The sequence below is a fragment of the Sphingomonas aerophila genome (assembly GCF_014199305.1).
Lineage (GTDB): Bacteria > Pseudomonadota > Alphaproteobacteria > Sphingomonadales > Sphingomonadaceae > Sphingomonas > Sphingomonas aerophila.
The window spans coordinates 80169-94006 of the sequence record NZ_JACIJK010000004.1; the positions used below are offsets into that span (position 1 = coordinate 80169).

General features: G+C 64.6%; 14 protein-coding genes and 1 tRNA gene. 7 read left to right on the forward strand and 8 right to left on the reverse strand.

Features of this window, described 5'->3' with window-relative positions:
• The first annotated feature begins 215 nt into the window (after positions 1–215).
• Complete coding sequence (locus tag FHS94_RS06995; protein ID WP_184056099.1) at positions 216–1337, forward strand: acyltransferase family protein; 1122 nt, start codon at positions 216–218, stop codon at positions 1335–1337.
• A gap of 160 nt (positions 1338–1497) precedes the next feature.
• Here FHS94_RS06995 and FHS94_RS07000 read toward each other — a convergent pair.
• The 3 genes from FHS94_RS07000 to FHS94_RS07010 all read right to left on the reverse strand — a co-directional run bounded on the left by FHS94_RS07000 (position 1498) and on the right by FHS94_RS07010 (position 2250).
• Positions 1498–1573, reverse strand: a tRNA-Ile gene (locus tag FHS94_RS07000).
• A gap of 125 nt (positions 1574–1698) precedes the next feature.
• Positions 1699–1965 carry a hypothetical protein gene (locus FHS94_RS07005; protein ID WP_184056101.1) on the reverse strand — a complete coding sequence of 89 codons (267 nt, stop codon included), beginning with the start codon at positions 1963–1965 and terminating at the stop codon, positions 1699–1701.
• Between the two features lie 39 nt (positions 1966–2004).
• Entirely contained in the window at positions 2005–2250 is a 246-nt protein-coding gene (locus FHS94_RS07010; protein WP_184056103.1) for a hypothetical protein, read from the reverse strand.
• A 213-nt stretch (positions 2251–2463) separates the two neighbouring features.
• On the opposite strand from FHS94_RS07010, the gene ettA reads away from it, so the two are divergent.
• Positions 2464–4143, forward strand: a complete 1680-nt coding sequence (gene ettA / locus FHS94_RS07015; RefSeq protein ID WP_184056105.1) for an energy-dependent translational throttle protein EttA — start codon at positions 2464–2466, stop codon at positions 4141–4143.
• Positions 4144–4214: 71 nt separating this feature from the next.
• Here the strand turns inward: ettA and FHS94_RS07020 are convergent, their stop codons facing one another.
• From FHS94_RS07020 to greB, 4 genes are all read right to left on the reverse strand, one after another.
• Positions 4215–5270 carry an NAD(P)-dependent alcohol dehydrogenase gene (locus tag FHS94_RS07020; protein WP_184056107.1) on the reverse strand — a complete coding sequence of 352 codons (1056 nt, stop codon included), beginning with the start codon at positions 5268–5270 and terminating at the stop codon, positions 4215–4217.
• 85 nt (positions 5271–5355) lie between these two features.
• On the reverse strand, positions 5356–6177 hold the full coding sequence (locus tag FHS94_RS07025; RefSeq protein ID WP_184056109.1) for an NYN domain-containing protein: 822 nt from the start codon (positions 6175–6177) through the stop codon (positions 5356–5358).
• Between the two features lie 31 nt (positions 6178–6208).
• Positions 6209–6466, reverse strand: a complete 258-nt coding sequence (locus FHS94_RS07030; protein ID WP_184056111.1) for a hypothetical protein — start codon at positions 6464–6466, stop codon at positions 6209–6211.
• 49 nt (positions 6467–6515) lie between these two features.
• Positions 6516–6998, reverse strand: coding sequence for a transcription elongation factor GreB (gene greB / locus FHS94_RS07035; RefSeq protein WP_184056113.1), 483 nt, complete (start codon positions 6996–6998; stop codon positions 6516–6518).
• A 92-nt stretch (positions 6999–7090) separates the two neighbouring features.
• Between greB and FHS94_RS07040 the strand changes: the two genes are divergently transcribed.
• Positions 7091–7537 (forward strand): hypothetical protein, encoded by a 447-nt coding sequence (locus FHS94_RS07040; RefSeq protein WP_184056115.1) that lies wholly within the window; start codon positions 7091–7093, stop codon positions 7535–7537.
• Here FHS94_RS07040 and FHS94_RS07045 read toward each other — a convergent pair.
• Positions 7534–9534, reverse strand: coding sequence for a lytic transglycosylase domain-containing protein (locus FHS94_RS07045; protein WP_184056117.1), 2001 nt, complete (start codon positions 9532–9534; stop codon positions 7534–7536). The genes FHS94_RS07040 and FHS94_RS07045 overlap by 4 nt on opposite strands.
• Positions 9535–9625: 91 nt before the next feature.
• Between FHS94_RS07045 and dapA the strand changes: the two genes are divergently transcribed.
• From dapA to FHS94_RS07065, 4 genes are all read left to right on the forward strand, one after another.
• On the forward strand, positions 9626–10510 hold the full coding sequence (gene dapA, locus FHS94_RS07050; RefSeq protein WP_184056119.1) for a 4-hydroxy-tetrahydrodipicolinate synthase: 885 nt from the start codon (positions 9626–9628) through the stop codon (positions 10508–10510).
• A gap of 69 nt (positions 10511–10579) precedes the next feature.
• Positions 10580–11059, forward strand: a complete 480-nt coding sequence (smpB, locus tag FHS94_RS07055) for an SsrA-binding protein SmpB (protein WP_184056121.1) — start codon at positions 10580–10582, stop codon at positions 11057–11059.
• A complete protein-coding gene (locus FHS94_RS07060; RefSeq protein ID WP_425506168.1) occupies positions 11046–11627 on the forward strand; it encodes a DUF2062 domain-containing protein in 582 nt (193 codons plus the stop codon). The genes smpB and FHS94_RS07060 overlap by 14 nt, the downstream gene beginning before the upstream one ends.
• Before the next feature lie 88 nt (positions 11628–11715).
• A complete protein-coding gene (locus FHS94_RS07065) occupies positions 11716–13761 on the forward strand; it encodes a M13 family metallopeptidase (protein ID WP_184056123.1) in 2046 nt (681 codons plus the stop codon).
• The last annotated feature ends 77 nt before the right edge of the window (positions 13762–13838 follow it).

Below are 13838 nucleotides of genomic sequence, written 5' to 3' on the forward strand. Positions count from 1 at the left end.
GCAATCGCCGCACCAGAAGCGCGCCGGATCTGCTTGGGACGTGAAATGACGGACCTGCGCGGCCGCGTTTGATCGACCTCTCCCCGCTGCCCTGCTCGCGGCGACTGAACTGCATCAAAGGCCCGCCGAGCCGAGCTGCTCCGTGCGGGCACAATCCTTTCCTCTGCCTGGTTCAATCCGGAGTTACCACGATCACCAGTTTTACGCGCATCACCGTGCCTCGCCCCTCCAGGTCTGGCCGTCTGCTCTGGCTTGACGGCGCTCGTGGCATCGCCGCCATCGCCGTCATGTGCTACCACTACGAAGAGCTGGTGCACGTCGGGCCGCTGCTCAGTTCAGCCTATCTGGCCGTCGATTTATTCTTCATGATGAGCGGCTTCGTGCTCAGCCATTCTTATGAAGCCAAGCTGCGCTCGTGTCGGCTGCCGACGGGTAAGTACATGCTCAGCCGCGCTATCCGACTATATCCGACCTTCTTGATCGCACTTGCGCTTGGCGCGGCCTATTACGGCAGCAAGATCATTCTACGAACCTCGGACGCGCCCGACCTAAGCGCCCTGCTTTCGATCCTGAGCAGGAACCTGTTCTTCCTGCCTGTCACGGCTGGCACCGTTGTTCCCACCGGGATGTACCCCTTGGCGCCCAGCAGTTGGTCGCTCGCCACGGAGGTGATCGCGAGCATTCTTTATGGCATGTTTCTCGCCCGCGCGAGCACGACGCTTCTGGTTGGCTTTGCCGTTGTGTTCGGGGCCGTGTTCCTGGCCGATGTAGCCGCCTTCGGCAGCTTTGATCTGGGCTGGGGCTTGGCGAATTTCGTTCCGGGCATTTTCCGCACCCTGTTTGAGTTCACGATCGGCATCCTGCTCTACCGGTTCTCCTCCTACTCGTCGGCGAAGCGGTGGCTTTCACCAGCGGTTCTCCTGGCAGGGGTAACCGGCGTGCTGGTTCTGGTGACCAGTCCGAGTTTTCTGGTGATCGGGCTCTGCTGCTACCTGCTGTTTCCCGCCTTTATCCTGAGCGCGGAAGGACGCGCAGTGACTGGCGTCATGGAAACGGCATTTCATGAGCTGGGCAGGGTGTCCTACGCTGTCTACCTGCTCCATACGCCCATGTTCCTTTGGGGTACGGGGATATTCAAGTTCGTCACGCGGCAGGAATCGCTCGCTAACGCATCCTGGTTGGGCTGGGCCCTGATAGTCTCCACGATAGCAGCGAGCTACGTCGTCGCGCGCTTCATCGATGAACCTGCTCGGGCATGGCTCAACGCGAGGACGCGTCCCCGGACGCAATCATTGGGTGCACTTGCGGCCCGGGCTGAATGGGACCGTGTGTCCTGACTTCTGGCGTGCGTATGCCGGTGAGGGACCGAACAATTGCGGCCACCAACGGCCCCGCCAACGGGTGTGCCGCGGCCGACATGCTAGCATCCGGTTCGCGATCCGACGGGTTAGGACCGGAGCGTCCAGCGGAGGAGGGTGTTACCGCGTGCGAGGTGGATGGTGGGCCCGGCAGGACTCGAACCCGCAACCTAGCCGTTATGAGCGGCCAGCTCTAACCATTGAGCTACAGGCCCACCCGAGCGCGGTTAGCGCACCCGTCGCGCAACGAAAAGAGCGCAACGAAAAAGGGCGCTTTCCCGTGATGGAAAAAGCGCCCTCAATTCGACATGCATTCAGGCGCGAACGCCCGAACACAGGGTCACTGCACGTTGTCGGCCTGTGCCTCGCCCGCGTCGCGGACGTTGGAAGCGGCGCCTTCAAGATTGTCCGACGCGTTCTCCAGCGCCTCGGCCGAAGCCTGATTGGCGGTGTTGTCAGCCATGTCTTCCATGTTGTCGGCCTGCATCTCCAGATTGTCGGCGAGCAGATCCGCGTTGTTTTCCACCGCGGCCGCTTCGGGCGACTTGCTGCAGGCGGCGACCGACATGAGGCCGGCTGCTACTGCAATAATGGCGATCTTCTTCATGCAGGTAATCCTGATCGTACAGTGGGTCCGGAGACCAGATTAGAGCGAGGTGTTCTCGACCGAATTCTCGACCGCATCAGCCTGGTCCTCTGCGTTCTCGGACGCGTTGGTCAGCGCCGCAGCCTGGTTCTCGGTCGAGGCGTTGTCAGCCAGGTCCTGCAAGTTGTCGGCCTGGACTTCCAGGTTGTCGGAAACGTTGTCAGCAGCCGCTTCGGTCGGCGTGCGGTTGCAGGCAGCAACCGACACCAGGCCGGCGGCCGCGAGGATCACAGCGAACTTCTTCATGATGAATGCTCCCCAAGCATGGAAAACCGTCGCGCCCGGCAACATGCCGCCGCGAAGGGTCCTGAATACCCGACCGGATCAGTGGGTCAATGCGGTAAATGCACCTTGCGATGAGCCGCACGGAGAGCGACCGTGCCGTTCGAATTGCGTTCCGCCCCCCGACCGCCTATCTGAACAGCGTATTTCCACCCATTCCAGATCATAAGGCGACCCATGGCCGTCCAGTATACCTACGTCATGAAGGGTCTGACGAAGACCTTCCCGGGCGCGAACAAGCCGGTGCTGAACAACATCCACCTGCAGTTCATTCACGGTGCAAAGATTGCGATTATCGGCCCGAACGGCGCCGGCAAGTCGACCTTGATGAAGGTCATGGCCGGCATCGATCCGGACTTCACCGGCGAGGCGTGGGCCGCCGACGGCATCCGCGTCGGCTATCTGGCGCAGGAGCCCCAGCTCGACCCCACCAAGGATGTCATGGGCAACGTGAAGGACGGCGTTCGTCCGATTGCCGACCTGGTTGACCGATTCAACGCGATTTCGGCTGAGATGGGCGACCCCCAGGACGACACCGACTTCGACGCGCTGATGGAGGAAATGGGCGAACTCCAGGCCAAGATCGACGCTGTCGATGGTTGGAGCCTCGATTCACAGCTCGAACAGGCGATGGAAGCGCTGCGCTGCCCGCCGGGCGATGCCGACGTGGCCAAGCTGTCCGGCGGTGAAAAGCGTCGCGTGGCGCTGTGCAAACTGCTGCTCGAAAAGCCCGACATCCTGCTGCTCGACGAGCCCACCAACCACCTGGATGCCGAAAGCGTGTCTTGGCTGGAGAACTACCTGAAGGAGTATGCCGGTAACGTCATCCTCGTCACCCACGATCGCTACTTCCTCGACAACGTGGTGAACTGGGTCCTCGAGCTCGATCGCGGCCGCTACTACACCTACGAGTCGAACTACTCCGGCTACCTCGAGAAAAAGGCCAAGCGCCTGGAGCAGGAAGAGCGCGAGGAGGCAGGCAAGCAGCGCGCGATCGCGGACGAGCTCGCCTGGATGCGTCAGACCCCGAAGGCGCGCCAGACCAAGTCAAAGGCGCGTATCCGCAACTTCGAACAGCTCATGGAGAGCCAGGAAAGCCGCATCGCCGGGAAGGCGCAGATCCTTATCCAGATCCCCGAACGCCTGGGCGGCAAGGTGATTGAGGCAAAGGCGCTGACCAAGTCGTACGGCGACAAGCTCCTGTTCGAGAACCTCGATTTCATGCTGCCGCCGGGCGGCATTGTCGGCGTGATCGGTCCCAACGGCGCGGGCAAGTCGACTCTGTTCAAGCTCATCACCGGCCAGGAACAGCCAGATGGCGGCACGATCGAAGTCGGTCAGACGGTGAAGCTCGGCTATGTCGACCAGAGCCGCGATCACCTCGATCCCAATAAGAATGTCTGGGAGGAGATCAGCGACAAGCTAGAGGTGTTCCGCTTCGGCAAGCAGGAGCTTGGCACGCGCGCTTATGTCGGTGCCTTCAACTTCCGTGGCCCGGATCAGCAGAAAAAGGTCGGCCAGCTATCGGGCGGTGAGCGCAATCGTGTCCACATGGCCAAGATGCTGAAGGAGGGCGGTAACGTCCTGCTGCTCGACGAACCGACCAACGACCTGGACGTGGAAACGCTGCGCGCCTTGGAAGAAGCGCTGGAGACGTTCGCCGGCTGCGCCGTGGTGATCAGCCACGATCGCTTCTTCCTCGATCGCCTCTGTACCCACATCCTTGCGTTCGAGGGCGACAGCCATGTCGAATGGTTCGAGGGGAACTATGAGGCTTACGAGGAGGACAAGCGCCGTCGCCTGGGCGATGCGGCCGATCGTCCGACCCGCCTCGCGTACAAGAAGCTGACCCGCTAAGCCGGTCGAGAAGACTGGTCGTAGTCGATGAGAAGCGCGGCTCGCCATCACGGCAAGCCGCGCTTTCTCGTTCAGGCGTTCGCGAGCGAGCGGCCGTCGATCACGAAGCGGTACTTCACGTCGCTGCGCTGCATCCGGTCATAGGCTGTGTCGATCTCCGCGATATCGATCATCTCGATCGTCGCGGTGATGCCGTGCTCGGCGCAGAAATCGAGCATCTCCTGCGTCTCGGGCAGGCCACCAATCAATGAGCCGGCGATGGAGCGTCGACCGAAAACCAATGTGCCGACATTCGGGGTAGGGTGCGGATGCTCGGGCACCCCGATCAGAACCAGCGTGCCATCGCGCTTCAACAGCGAGGTGAAGTCGTCCAGGTTGTGGCTGGCCGCAACCGTGTCGAGGATCATGTCGAAGCTGCCGACGTGCGCCGCCATTTCGTCCGCTTCACGCGACACCACGACCTCGTCGGCGCCTAGGTCGAGCGCATCCTGTCGCTTGCTCGCGGAGGTCGTGAACGCCACGACGTGCGCGCCCAGTGCATGCGCGATCTTGATGCCCATGTGACCCAGGCCGCCAATGCCGACGATGCCGACCTTCTTGCCCGGCCCGGCACCCCAATGCTTCAGTGGCGAGTAGGTGGTGATCCCGGCGCACAGCAGCGGCGCGACGGCGGCAAGGTCTTCGTCTGCATGGTTGATCTTCAGCACGAACTTCTCGTCGACGACGATCTGCTCGGAATAACCGCCCAGCGTGTGCCCCGGCGCATCCGCGGTTGGCGAATTGTAGGTCAGCGTGAAGCCGTTCTCGCAATATTGCTCCAGACCTTCCGCGCAGGAGCCGCAATGCTGGCAGCTTTGCACCAGGCAGCCGACGCCAACGGTGTCACCGACCTTGTGCCGGGTCACCTCACCGCCGACCGCTGTCACATGGCCGACGATCTCGTGGCCAGGGACGCAGGGGTACAGGGTGCCTTCCCATTCGGCACGGACCTGGTGCAGATCCGAATGGCACACCCCGCAATAGGCGATCGCGATCTGCACATCGCGCGGACCAGGCTCGCGACGCTCGATTGTGATTGGCTCGAGTGGCTGGTCGGCGGCAGTCGCGCCATAGGCTTTGGTGGCCATGCTTATCTCCGAAATGAAAGCTGTCGGGGCAACTGAGAGCTACCCCTGCTGTCACATCGGAGCATGGCCCGTGTGTATCAACCCGTCAGCGTAGGCGCCTGACGTATAAACGCCCACCTTCACGCCGTTCGACCTGGAAGTTCGGTACCGCCTCGATCAGGTCGGACAGGCGACGGTACCCGTAATTGCGCGCGTCGAAACTCGACCGGTTGCCGGCAAGCTGCGCCATCGCGGACAGGTTCACATAGCCCCGCTCGTCTCGCTTTACGGCATCATACGCGTCGATCAGCAGTTTCAGCAGCTCAGGGTCTTCGGTCACTTGCTCCTGGCGCTGACGCCGTCCGATCGCAGGGGGCAGCGCCTGTTCGATCGAGCTTTCCGGCCCTTCGGACGGACTAGCCGCTTGCGTGTCGGCCCGCGCCCGCCCGCGTGCCGGCGTTGGCGATGGGGCAGGGCTTTCTTCCGCCATCAGCGCGGCAACGTCGATGAAGCGGGTGCAGGCGCGCTTGAACGCTTCGGGCGTGCGGCTCTCGCCGAACCCATAGACGGGCAGGCCATCCTGCCGGATCCGCATCGCAAGCGGCATGAAATCGCTGTCTGACGACATGATGCCGAACCCTTCGACGCGGCCTCTGAACAGGAGGTCCATGGCGTCGATCGTCATCTTCATGTCGGTCGCGTTCTTGCCCTTGGTCAGGTCGAACTGCTGTTGCGGCTCGATCCCGTGCTTGACGGTCATGTCGCGCCAGCCCTTCAGCGCGGGCTTGGTCCAATTTCCGTACACACGGCGAACATTGACGGTGCCCAGTTCGGCAAGCACGGTCAGCACCGGGTCGATCGCGTGCCAGCTGGCATTGTCCGCGTCGATTAGCAGGGCGATGTTTTGGGTGGGGGTGTCGTCAGCCATGGCGGCACCCTCCAACCCGCTTGGGCGTGCGTCAACCGTTCTGGCGGTTGGGACCACGATCACTCGGCCGTGCTTCACCGGCTGCGATGGCGTCGCTCTTCATGGGGCGCGTGCTCGCGTCGGGCTCGTCCACCGCCTCGGTCAGGTCGGCCTGACTCCCGATGTTTGTCTGCAGGCCACCGCCAGCGCTGCCGGGGACGATGTCGGAATCGGCATCCGCCACGGCGGCATCGATCAATTCGTGATCGTCCGTGTCGCGCGCGGCGGTCGTGCGTGGGTTCTCGGCCATATGCTCTCTCCTTCGCGGCAATGAACGGCCGGGCGGGGAGGAGCGTTCCTCAAGCTGACGGGTAAGCGATGGCAGTCACCTCATATTCCTTCTCCCCGACCGGAAGGACCACGCGACGAAGGTCGCCCAGCGCGGCCCCGCGCAGCGCCCGCGCGATCGGGGCGTTCCAGCCGACCAGGCCCTTGCCTGCGTCCGCCTCATCATCGCCGACCAGGGTCAGCACGCGCGCGCGCTCATCCTCGTCCACCAGGGTCACCGTAGCGCCGAACCAGACGCGGCCACGGTCACCCGCCTGGGCAGGGTCGACCACCTTCGCCGCTTTCATCCGCCGTGACAGCCAGCCCAGGCGGCGGTCGATCTCGCGCAGCCGCTTCTTGCCATATAGATAATCGCCATTCTCCGACCGGTCGCCATTGCCCGCGGCCCAGGATACCGTTTCCACGATCTGGGGTCGCTCGGTCCCGAACAGCTGCTCATATTCCGCCCGCAGCGCGGCATATCCCGCAGGGGTGATGTAGTTGGGTCGGTCCATCCCGCGTCTCTAGGCCGGGCCGACAAGAACGGTCCACCCCTGGCGCCGGGCCGCGAAGCGCGCCACCTTAGCTCTGGATACAGGGGGACCCGATGACGCTGGCACTGCTGTTCGCTTCAATGTGGCTGGCACGGGTGATCGCGCCCGACACCCCGACCGGCCGCTTTCTTCACCGTTGGACCGTGGTGGTGCCGGCTGCGCGGCTGGCCGCGATCCGGCCCGGACAGGTCCTGCTCACCGTGCTGGTCCTGACCGTCGTCACCATCAGCGTCGTCCTCATCGGTGAAGAATCGACACGCCTCATCGGAACTGCCACGCCGGAAATCGCCGGGTGGATCACGATGTTTGAGGTCACGAGCTATCTGGATGCCCTGGTCGCGGTCGTGTCGGCATCCTCGCTCTGGCGCCTTGGTCGCACACCGAAGGTATTCCGCCTGCCTCGACGTCGCGCCACGGGCAGGGAGCGCCGCTCCCGCGCGAGCCGCCCGTCCGCCGCTAACGACGCGAAGGATGGGCCGGACCGCCTCGTCGCCGCTTAGCCAGGCCGGCTCTTGCCGAGGTACCAGGACAGGGGTGCTGGACGTCCCGCACTGAGTGCACGGGACGGCATCATCAGGTCGTAAACCACGGCGTTTTCCAGCACCCGCTGCACATAGTTGCGCGTCTCGGAAAGCGGAATCGCCTCGATCCAGTCGATCACGTCCACCGTGCCCATGCGCGGATCGCCGTTCGCAGCGAGCCATTTGCGAACGTTGCCCGGCCCCGCATTGTACGCCGCGATCGCCAGCGGATAGCTGGAGAAGCCGCCATAGACGCGCTCGAAATAACTGGACCCCAACTGCATCGACAGCGACGGATCGGTGGTCAACGCACTCGGATCGTAGCTGATGCCGATCTTGCCCGCCTGTTCGCGCGCGGTGCCGGGCATCAACTGCATCAGGCCGCGCGCACCCGCGTGGCTGATCGCGGCGCGGTCGAATTGGCTTTCCTGGCGGGCGATCGCATGGATCATTGTCCAGTTTCGCTCATAGCCGACCGGCACCGGCATGGTGGGGAAGCCGGCTGCGGAGTAATCAGACAGGCCGTTCTGCATCGCGCTGCGGCCGATCATCACTGCAAGGTCGGGCCGCGCGATCGACCGCGACAGCTCGGCGCCGAGCAGGTGATCGCTGTCGCTCTTGGCGTTGAGGGCGATCTGACGAACAAAAGCGGTCTGGTCCTGCCACTGGCCGATCTGTCCCAGGAAGCGGGCGGCGCGCACCACTTCCCGCCGGTCATAGTCGGCGCGTGTCGCGGGATCGATCATGGGCGTGCCAAGCGCCGGTGGGGCAGACAGGCTGCGCCCGGTCCGCTCGGCGGCAAGCTGGCCATAGAACTGGTCGCGATAGCCCGCCGCCGTGGTGAAGTACGCGGCGGCCTCCACGCTGCGGCCAGCAACCTCGGCCGCGCGGCCAGCCCAATAAAAACCCTTTGCCCTTGTCTGCGGCGCACGCGATCCATGCGCGTAGCGGTCGAACAGCGTCATGGCGTCACCCGGCCGGTTCAGCCGCTTCATCGCGACCTGCCCGCCTAGCCAGGCGAGGCTGGTGTAATCGTCACGCTCCCCATAGGGCTTGATCGAGATGTCTGTCGCAGGCGGATAGGCCTGATCGATCTGGCGCGCGATGTCGTAGGACGCCTGGTACTGCCCGTCGTTAGCCGCACCCCTGGCGGCGGCCAGGAGAACTTCGAAATACTCTTCAGGATTTCCGGGATAGCTGGTCAGCGTGCGCGCCTGGGCCAGCCAGGTCCGACTGGTCGGGGATGCACCGTTGTTGCGCAGCCAGGTCGCCCGGTCCGCGACATAGCCGGGGTCGCCCCCCAGCGCGCCAGGTTCGGCAAACGCCAGCGATGACGCGTCGGACGCGTTGGTCCGGAACGACAGGCGCGCGGCAAAGCCGGGCCGGCGTGCGGGGCTGACCCAGCCAAGCTGCCGTGCCGCCAATCCCGTTAGGCCCGCCCATAACAGCGCGTCCATCCGCGCGTCGTGGTCGGCGGGCGTCAGCTGGCCCGAGAAGCTAGTCAGCAGATAGCTCTCATCGGAGGGCGCCATCGCGCCACGGCGCCACGCATCGCGCGCCGTGGCCGCTGCCTCGACCGGCTGGCCGCTCGCCAGCAAGGCGCGGGAAAGGGCGACCCCGCCGCCGGTGCTTTGCGGCGGATAGCGACGAAAGAACGCGATCACATTCGCGGGCGCGGCCATTCCCGCCTGCCGCTCGGCCGCACGCCGGTTGGCAGCTTCGTCGGGCCAGCCCGGATGTGCGAGCAGGAAGCCGGCATAGCTGTCGAACGGCAAAGCGTCGGTCTGGCGGATCGCCTTCCACTGGGCCAGCGTGGCGGCGATTGCGCCATCGGGCTGGCCAGGCTGTTGCACGACAGCGGTGTTGTAGCTGCCCATCGGCAGCAACTGGGTGGGCGCACGGTCCTGCGCGGTGAAGCTTGAAAGGCCAGCGGCACCGGCGATGAGAAGATAGGGACGGAGAAGGGGTGCAACCATGTGGACAGGATAGCGATTCGACCCGTATCTGTCCTGAACGAACTGCCGTGCCGGCCGGTTTATTCGACGCGAACACAGGAAACCCGCTGCCATGTTCCACGGCTCCATTCCCGCGCTGGTCACGCCATTCTCCGACGACGGTTCGGTTGACGAGGCAGCTTATCGCGACCTGATCGAATGGCAGATCGAGGAAGGCTCCACGGCGCTGGTCGCATGTGGCACGACGGGGGAGGCGGCGACCCTGACGTTCGACGAGCATTTCCAGGTCGTACGGGTCTGCGTCGAACAGGCGCGGGGGCGAGTGCCGGTCATTGCCGGCGCAGGCTCCAACGACACGCGGGTTGCGCGCGACAATTTGCGTGCCGCAAAGGACGCCGGGGCGGACGCCGCGTTGATGGTGCCACCTTACTATAATCGTCCCGGGCAAGAAGGCATCTTTCGCCATTTCGACACGCTCGCCGCCGACGCGCCGCTGCCTATCATCCTGTACAACGTGCCGGCGCGTACGGTGACCGACATCCTGCCAGCAACGGTAACCAGGATCGTGCGGGCCGCCCCCGACATCTTCGTCGGCATCAAGGATGCAAGTGGTGCGCTGGCCCGCGTCTCCCAGCACCGCCTAAGCTGCGGTGATCGTTTCACCCAGCTGTCGGGCAACGACGATCTGGCGCTTGCCTTTAACGCGATGGGCGGCACAGGCTGCATTTCGGTCTCCGCCAACGTCGCCCCGCGGCTGTGCGCGGAGTTCCAGGCAGCTTGCCAAGGGGGTGACTACCGACGAGCGCTCGCGCTGCAGGATCAGCTCTACCCATTGCATGACGCCTTGTTCACCGATGCCTCGCCGGGCCCGGTCAAATACGCGCTTACCCGCGTTCGGCCCGGTTTTCCCGGCACCCTGCGCCTGCCGATGACGCCAGCAGGGGAGGCATCTCGCGCCGCAGTGGATGCCGCGCTGGCCCATGCCGGGCTGGTTTGAGGGGCTGATCATACCGGCCCCGGTCACGCGCCGCTTCCCTCCACCCCCGTCCTTGCCTACATCGCCCCGATGCGTCCCAAACCCGCCACGTTCGACAAGAAGAAGATCGTCGCCGAAAACCGCCGTGCCCGGTTCGACTATGCAGTTGAGCAGACGTTCGAGGCCGGCATTGCCCTGACCGGCACGGAGGTGAAATCCCTCCGCTTCGGCGAAGGTTCGATCGCGGAGGCCTATGCCGAGGTGAAGGGCGAGGAGGTGTGGCTGGTCAATTCGAATATTCCCGAGTTCAGCCACGGCAATCGCTTCAACCACGAGCCCAAGCGGCCGCGCAAGCTGCTGCTGCACGAGCGCGAGATCAACAAGATGCACGGCGCCGTCGCGCGGGACGGCATGACGCTGGTCCCGCTGATGGTCTACTTCAACTCGCGCGGGCGAGCGAAGGTGGAACTGGCGCTCGCCAAGGGGCGCAAGGCGCACGACAAACGCGAGCACATCAAAGAACGCGAATGGAAGAAAGAGGCGGGCAGGATCTTGCGTGAGCGTGGCTGAGCCGACCGCGGACGCGGCCGGATGGATGGCGCGCACGGGGGGGTGGCTTCGCGGCCAGGTGCCGACGCGCGCTTCGATGGAGAAGAGCGTGTTGCTGCGCCCGGTCGCTCACCGGGTGCTCGCGCCTGCCTTGTGGCGGTTCACCCGCCGCTCGGTCCCGCGGGGTGTCGCGCTGGGGGCATTGACCGGCATCCTGTTTCCCTTCGCCCATATGCCGCTGGCCGCGACGCTGGCACTGCCGGTCCGCGCCAACGTACCAACCGCGGTCGGTACGACGCTGATCAACAATCCGCTTACCATCGGGCCGCTGTTCTGGGCGGCGTACCGTATCGGGCGCTGGATGCTGCGGCTCGACCGTGACGTGCCGGGGCACCCGATCGCCCGTGGGGTGGAGGCACATGCTGGCTGGCTTCACTGGCTAGTCGCGCAAGGTGGTCCCGCGACCCTCGTCGGATTGGTGGTGATCGCCGTTGGGCTGGCCATCAGCGGCTATGCCGTCGCGGCGCTTGCGTGGCGGTGGCGGGTGGCATGGAGATGGCGTAACCGCGCGAGTTCGCGGGCGAATTGACGAACCGTATCGGTCGAGTACAACACGCCGCGTCCGATGCCGCCCGCTTTTGACTGGCGGATCGTTCTTCGATGGAGAGCCTCGACATATGAAGCGTTTCGTTATCGGCAGCCTGCTTGCCGCCACGACCCTGGCCGGCGTCGCCGCGGTGCATGCGCAGACCGCCCAGCCGGCTGGCACGGCGCCTGCTACCCCGTCGCTCCAGGTGCAAAGCTATGGCAGCTTCGGGCTGGACGAGGCCGGCATGGACAAGTCAGTCGCGCCCGGTGACAATTTCTACCTGTACGGCGGCGGCAACTGGATCAAGAACACGCCGATCCCGGCCGACAAGTCCAGCTATGGCGCGTTTGACACGCTTGCCGACCTGTCGCGCGAGCGGACGCGGGGTATCCTGGAGGCATCCAAGGGCACCAAGATCGGCACCGCTTACGCGACCTATCTCGACACCGCTGCGATCGAGGCAAAGGGCTTGGCGCCGATCCAGCCCTGGCTTTCCAAGATCAAGGGCCTGAACGATAAGGCCGGCTATGCCGCGCTTGCCGCAGAGGCAGACCGCAACGGCGTCGGCACTCCCTTCGGCACCGGGGTTGGCCAGGACGACAAGGATCCCGAGACCTACATCGTCGGCCTGAGCCAGGCGGGCCTAGGGCTGCCCGACCGTGATTACTACCTGAAGCCTGACGCCAAGCTGGCAGAGGCAAAGGCGGGCTACCAGGCGCATCTTGCCAAGCTGCTGACCCTGGCCGGCGAACCGAATGCGGACGCGCGAGCCAAGGCGATCGTCGATATCGAGACGCAGGTCGCCCAGGTCAGCTGGACCCGGATCGACAGCCGCGATTCGGACAAGACGTACAACAAGATGTCCACCGCGCAGCTGATCCAGTCGGCGCCCGGTTTCGACTTCGCGACCTATCTGCGCAGCCTCGGCACGCCCGTCGACACGCTGATTGTCGCGCAACCCACGGCGGTCACCGGTATCGCCAAGCTGATCGCTGCGGCGCCGCTCGATGTGCTCAAGGATCAGTTGCTGGTCCGCTCGCTCGACGGTTTCGCAGACGTTCTGCCCAAGCGATTCGATGATGAGCGTTTCGCTTTCTACGGCACCGTCCTGTCGGGCACGCCGCAGCAGGAGGACCGCTGGAAGCGTGCCGTCAGCTTCACCAGCGGCGCGGTGTCGGACGAGGTGTCCAAGGTCTACGTCGCCAAGTATTTCCCGCCCGCGACCAAGGCGGCGGCTGACCAGCTCGTCCGCAACGTCATTGCGGCAATGAACAAGCGCATCGACGCGCTGGCCTGGATGGCGCCCGAGACGAAGGCGAAGGCGCATGCGAAGCTTGCGGCTTTCACGCCAAAGATCGGGTACCCTTCGCGCTGGCGTGATTATTCGAACCTGACGATCACCGCAGGCGACGCGTTCGGCAACAAGCTGCGCGCCGCGCACTGGGCGCACGAGTACAATATCTCCCATCTCGGCAAGCCGTTGCAGCGCTGGGAGTGGGGCATGACCCCGATGACGGTCAACGCTTATGCAAATTTCGGCATGGTCGAAATCGTGTTCCCGGCCGCCATCCTGCAAGCGCCGTTCTTCGATCCGAAGGCGGATCCGGCGGTGAATTATGGCGGCATCGGCGCCGTGATCGGCCACGAGATGAGCCACCACTTCGACGACCAGGGCGCCAAGTACGACGCCACGGGCAAGCTGTCGCAATGGTGGACCGACCAGGACGTCAAGAACTTCAACGCGCTCGAGGAGAAGCTGGTCGCCCAGTACGACCAGTATGAGCCGTTGCCTGGCATGCACCTGCAGGGCCGGTTGACGCTGGGTGAGAACTCGGCCGACCTCGCCGGCTTGTCGGCGGCCTATGACGCTTACAAGGCGTCGCTCGGTGGCAAGGCGGCTCCGGTACTGGGCGGGATGACTGGCGACCAGCGCTTCTACCTCGGCTGGACCCAGGTGTGGCGGCGCAACTATCGCGAAGCGACGCTGCGTCAGCGGTTGCTGACCGACCCGCACTCGCCGTCCGAGCAGCGCGGCAACATCGTGCGCAACATGGACCCCTGGTATTCGGCCTTTAAGCCGACCCCAGGACAGAAATTGTACCTGAAGCCGGACCAGCGCGTTCGCATCTGGTGAACGATCGGCAGGCGCGGCGTTGTGCCGCGCCTGCTCCTTTTGGTTAACCCCGCTTGACGCGAAGGCGGCGGTGCGAC